The sequence below is a fragment of the Streptomyces sp. NPDC086835 genome (assembly GCF_044745705.1).
GTDB lineage: Bacteria > Actinomycetota > Actinomycetes > Streptomycetales > Streptomycetaceae > Streptomyces.
Window position 1 is genome coordinate 588,914 of sequence record NZ_JBIVAU010000003.1, and the last position, 5,450, is coordinate 594,363.

At 73.9% G+C, this 5,450-nt stretch carries 5 protein-coding genes; 4 read left to right on the top strand and 1 reads right to left on the bottom strand.

Annotated features, from left to right (window positions below; translation table 11 throughout):
- Positions 1 to 38: 38 nt before the first annotated feature.
- A complete protein-coding gene (locus ACIPJI_RS14180; protein WP_402246395.1) occupies positions 39 to 920 on the bottom strand; it encodes a prephenate dehydrogenase/arogenate dehydrogenase family protein in 882 nt (293 codons plus the stop codon).
- 51 nt (positions 921 to 971) lie between these two features.
- Between ACIPJI_RS14180 and ACIPJI_RS14185 the strand changes: the two genes are divergently transcribed.
- From ACIPJI_RS14185 to ACIPJI_RS14200, 4 genes are all read left to right on the top strand, one after another.
- A complete protein-coding gene (locus tag ACIPJI_RS14185; RefSeq protein WP_307710987.1) occupies positions 972 to 1,343 on the top strand; it encodes a chorismate mutase family protein in 372 nt (123 codons plus the stop codon).
- Positions 1,340 to 2,218: a HemK/PrmC family methyltransferase gene (locus ACIPJI_RS14190; RefSeq protein WP_307710988.1), complete on the top strand. Its 879-nt coding sequence runs from the start codon at positions 1,340 to 1,342 to the stop codon at positions 2,216 to 2,218. Before ACIPJI_RS14185 ends, ACIPJI_RS14190 begins: the two co-directional genes overlap by 4 nt.
- Positions 2,219 to 2,395: 177 nt before the next feature.
- Positions 2,396 to 3,253, top strand: coding sequence for a BTAD domain-containing putative transcriptional regulator (locus ACIPJI_RS14195; RefSeq protein WP_402246399.1), 858 nt, complete (start codon positions 2,396 to 2,398; stop codon positions 3,251 to 3,253).
- A gap of 175 nt (positions 3,254 to 3,428) precedes the next feature.
- On the top strand, positions 3,429 to 5,429 hold the full coding sequence (locus ACIPJI_RS14200) for a thiamine pyrophosphate-dependent enzyme (RefSeq protein WP_402246401.1): 2,001 nt from the start codon (positions 3,429 to 3,431) through the stop codon (positions 5,427 to 5,429).
- The last annotated feature ends 21 nt before the right edge of the window (positions 5,430 to 5,450 follow it).

A 5,450-nucleotide genomic window follows, 5' to 3' on the forward strand; every position in this document is an offset into this window, starting at 1 on the left:
CGGCGGCGGGGCGGGCGGCGTGCGGCGGCGGGTGCTGGTCAGCGCAGGGCGGTGAACATCCGCGCGCACAACTGCTCCAGCGGTGCACCGTGCTCGCCCAGCACCCCCCGCAGTTCGGCGAACAGGGCCTCGAACGACTCCTCGTCGCCCGCCTCGACGGCCTGCCCCAGCCGCACCAGACCGCGGCCCAGCGCCTGCCGCGCGGCCGGCGCGCCGGGGTTGGCGGCCTGGATGTCGAAATACACCTCCGGGGCCCCGCCGGCGATCCGGGCCAGCAGCGCCAGCATCGCCAGATGCGGCGGCGGGGCACTGTCACGCAGCGCCCCCACGTCCGCCGACAGCTCACCCAGACCCAGCCCGAAGGCCAGGACCGCGGCATGGGTCGCGGCCTGCTGCACGGCGGTCAGCGCATCGTGCTGCTCCGCGGGCATCTCCACCACCCGCGCCCCCCACTGGGCCACCAGCTCCACCAGGGCACGGACACCGGGCCCGTCGGTGACCACCGCCGCCGCCACCGGCCGCCCCTCAAGTCCCAGCGAGGGCGCGAACATCGGGTTCAGCCCCACCGCCTGCAGACCGGGCGCCGCCTCCCGCAGCCGCCCGGCGATCCGGGTCTTGACCGACAAGGTGTCCGCGAGCACCGCACCGGGCCGCATCACCCCCGCCAGCACCCCCACCGCCTCGCACGCCACCGGCTCCGGCACCGCCAGCACCACCACGTCCGCCGCCGCCAGCACCGCGACCGCCTCCGCCCCCGGCCGCCGCACATCACCGGCCACCACCCGCACCCCCTCCACCCCACCGGCACCGGCCACGTCCAGGTCCAGCCAGGTCACCGCCACCCCCGAACGCACCAGCCAGTGGCTGAACATCCGGCCCACCGCACCGGCCCCGCCCACCACCACACACCGCTCGAACACCGAACCACCCCTCATCCGCTCACCCGATCCCCCCGGTACGGAGGAAAACCCATGACCCCGCCCGCCATCCCCGCCGCCCCGCCCGCCACCGGGCCCGGCACCGACACCCTCACCGCGCTGCGCGCCCGCCTGGACGCCGCGGACGCCGCCCTGCTCGACGCGGTCCGCACGCGCCTGGACATCTGCCTGCGCATCGGCGAGTACAAACGCCTCCACCAGGTGCCGATGATGCAGCCCCACCGGATCGCCCAGGTCCACGCCAACGCCGCCCGCTACGCCGCCGACCACGGCATCGACCCCGCCTTCCTGCGCACCCTGTACGACACGATCATCACCGAGACCTGCCGTCTCGAGGACGAGTGGATCGCCTCCGGCGGCACCCCCGCCCACGCGCCCGCCCCCGCGCAGGGGGCCGCGTCGTGAGCGCCGCCGCCCCCACCCTCGCCCAGGCGCTCGACGAGGCCACCGGGCAGCTGACCGGCGCCGGGATCACCGCCGACGCCGCCCGCGCCGACACCCGGCTGCTGGCCGCCCACGCCTGCCAGGTCGCCCCCGACGATCTGGACAGCTGCCTCGCCGGCCCCGTGCCGCCCCGGTTCTGGCACTACGTCCGGCGCCGCCTGACCCGCGAACCCGCCGAACGCATCGTCGGCCACGCCTACTTCATGGGCCACCGCTTCGACCTGGCCCCCGGCGTCTTCGTCCCCAAACCCGAGACCGAGGAGATCACCCGGGACGCCATCGCCCGCCTGGAGGCCCTCATCCGCCGCGGCACCCCCGCACCGCTGGTCGTCGACCTGTGCGCCGGACCGGGCACCATGGCCGTCACCCTGGCCCGCCACGTACCGGCCGCCCGCGTCCACGGCATCGAACTCTCCCAGGCCGCCGCCCGCGCCGCCCGCCGCAACGCCCGCGGCACCGGCGCCGACATCGTGCAGGGCGACGCCCGCGACGCCTTCCCCGAACTGACCGGCACCGCCGACCTCGTCGTCACCAACCCGCCCTACATCCCCATCGGACTGCGCACCTCCGCCCCCGAAGTCCTCGAGCACGACCCCCCACTGGCCCTGTGGGCCGGCGAGGAGGGCCTCGGCATGATCCGCGCCATGGAACGCACCGCCGCCCGGCTGCTGGCCCCCGGCGGCGTCCTGCTCCTCGAGCACGGCTCCTACCAACTCGCCACCGTGCCCGCCCTGTTCCACGCAACCGGCCGCTGGAGCCACGCCTCCTCCCGTCCCACCTGCAACGACGGCTGCCTGACCGCCGTACGCAACCACACCCCCGCACCACCCGCCTGACCGGGCGTCACGGCACGGCCGGCCTGTCGACAACGACATTACGCCATTGACAAACCGACCGTGCCGTTTTTTTAATGGCGGGGTGCCGGACCCGGAACCAGACCCCGGGTCCTGCCGCACCGGAGACCGCGACACCGGTCCCGGCCACGCCACGGCCCAGGGGGAAGACGAAACGCCATGGACATCGACATACTCGGCGCGCTCTCGGCGCGCGAGAACAACATCACCGTCACACCCACCGCACCCAAACCACGCCAGGTCCTCGCCCTGCTGGCGCTCAACGCGGGCCAGGTGGTGCCGATGTCCGCCCTCAGCGAGGAACTGTGGGGCCACACACCGCCGCGCAGCGCCCGCACCACCGTGCAGACCTACATCCTCCAGCTGCGCGAACTGATCACCCGCGCCCTCGGCCACGGCGCCACCGGCCGCACCGCCAAGGACATCCTGGCCACCGGCCCCGGCGGCTACCGCCTGGACGTGGGCGGCGGCACCCTGGACTTCTGCGAGTTCGAACGCCGGGCCGGCGCCGGCTACCGGGCCATGGACGCCGGCGACTACCCCGCCGCCGCGAAACGGCTGCGCGACGCCCTGTCCCTGTGGACCGGCTCCGCACTGGCCGACGTACCCGCCGGAGCCCGCCTCACCCTGGAGGCCAAGCGCCTCGAAGAAGCCCGCCTGTGCGCGCTGGACCAGCGCATCGAGGCCGACCTGCGCCTGGGCCGCCACCGCGAACTGCTCGCCGAACTGACCGTCCTGGTCGGCCGCCACCGCCTCCACGAGAGCCTGCACGGCCAGTTCATGCTCGCCCTGCACCGCTCCGGCCGCCGCGGCGAGGCCTTGAGCGTCTACCAGCGCCTGCGCACCACCCTCGTCAACGAACTGGGCCTGGAACCCTCCGCCCAGCTCAGCCGGCTCCAGCGCTCCCTTTTGACCGCCGGCCCCGAAACCCCCGCACCCCCCGCCGCCCCGGCCCCGGTCGCCGGGCGCCAGGACGGGCGGCCCGCCGGGCGCTGGCCCGCCGCCACGGTCGACTGATCGGCCGGCCCCGGACATGCACCCCGCCCCCGAGCCCTGGCTCCTGCGAGGGACACCTCATCCTTTCTCCCTAGCCGCAGACGGTGAATCACCCCCCGCCCGCCGTATTCCACCACCGCCTTATTGGCCCCTGGGGGCGATGTTTCCACCGCGGCCCGACCGGCAGGATTCGTCCGTGACGAACCCGACGAAGGAAAACGGGACTTCCGGCATACCCGCACAGCGGAGGACCGCATTTCTCGAACTGATGCTGCTCTCGAGGGAATGCGACCGCAGATCGGGCATCGTGCTGCGCCAGGGCGAGGCCTGGTTCCACATTTCCTCCGCCGGCCACGAGGCACTCGCCGCCCTGTGCGAACTGCTGGAACCCGACGACCTGATATTCCCCCACTACCGCGACCGGGCCTTGATGCTGGCCCGCGGAATGGACCCGGAAGCACAGGCCCGCGACCTCATGGCCAAGGAGAAGTCCCACTCCGCCGGCCGTAATATGAGCGCCCATTTCGGCCACCGCCCCGGAAACGTGTTCTCCATCGCCAGCCCCACCGGAAGCCAGTGCCTCCCGGCCGTCGGCGCCGCCTGGGCCGCCCGGCTGAGGGGCACCACCCAGGCCGTCGTCTGCTCCATCGGCGACGCCTCCACCCGGCAGGGCGAATTCTTCGAAGCACTCGCCTTCGCCGTCGAACGGACGCTGCCCGTCGTCTTCCTCGTCGCCGACAACGGCTACGGCATCTCCACCCCCACCGACACCATGTCGCCCCACGCGCTCGGCCTGCTGCCGCCCACCCGCACCACCGTCGTCGACGGCGCCGACCCCGACGCCGTCCACACCGCCTCCGCCGCCGCCCTGGCCGCCGCCCGCGCCGGCGAAGGCCCCACCGTCCTGTGGTGCCGCCTGGACCGGCTGGAGTCCCACACCTCCTCCGACGACCACCGCGTCTACCGCAGCGCCGCCGACCTCGCCGCCCTGCGCGACCCCATCGACCTCTTCGCCGCCCGCCTCAGGGCGGAAGGCACCCTCGAGGACGGCCGGCTCGAGGACATCCGCACCCGCCTCGCCCGCGACATCGAGGACATCTACGACCGCGTCGCCACCGAACCCACCGCCGACCCCGGGCACATCACCGACCACCTCTACGCCCCCCGCCCCACCACCACCGGCACGGGCACGGGTGCGGGGCAGGAGGTGAGCGTCGCGCCGTGCGGCGGGACCATGGTCGCCGCCGTCAACCGGGCGCTCGCCACCGGACTGGCCCGCCACCGCGAACTCGTCCTGTTCGGCGAGGACATCGACGACCCCAAGGGCGGCGTGTTCGGCTTCACCAAAGGACTCGGCCCCGCCGCCGGAGAGCGCATGACCAACGCCCCCCTCGCGGAGGCCACCATCATCGGCGCCGCCGTCGGACTGGCCGCCGCCGGCATGCGGCCCGTCGTGGAACTGCAGTTCGTCGACTTCGCCGGACCCGCCTGGAACCAGATCGCCGCCCAGCTGACCACCCTGCGCTGGCGCACCGCCTCCGCCTGGCAGTGCCCCGTCGTCATCTACGCCCCCTGGGGCGGCTACCTGCCCGGCGGCGGCATCTGGCACAGCCAGAGCAACGAAAGCCTCTTTACCCACCTGCCCGGACTGCGCGTCGTCGTCCCCTCCACCCCCGAGGACACCGAGGCCGCCTTCCTCGAATCCTTCACCGCCGACGACCCCACCCTGATCCTGCTGCCCAAACACCTCATGCGCCGCCGCCAGGAACCCGCCGCCCGCCCCACCCCCGCCCACGGCGCCCGCACCCTGCGCACCGGCACCGACGTCACCATCGCCACCTGGGGCAACGGCACCGAACTGGCCACCGAGGCCGCCGACACCCTCGCCGCCGACGGCATCACCGCCCACGTCCTGGACCTGCGCTGGCTCGTCCCCCTCGACCGCGCCGCCGTCGCCGACTCCCTGCGCAGCACCGGACGCCTCGTCGTCGTCCAGGAGGACAACCGCACCAGCAGCTACGGCGCCGGCCTGATCAGCGAACTGCTCTGCGCCGACGACGACTTCTACTCCCTGCTCGCCCCGCCGCGCCTGGTGACCCGCGACGACGTGCACGTCCCCTTCCACCCCGACCTCGAACGCGCGGTCCTGCCCACCGCGCACGACGTGGTCGCGGCCGTCCGATCCACTCTCGCCTGAGGCATGACGAAGGAACCGCAG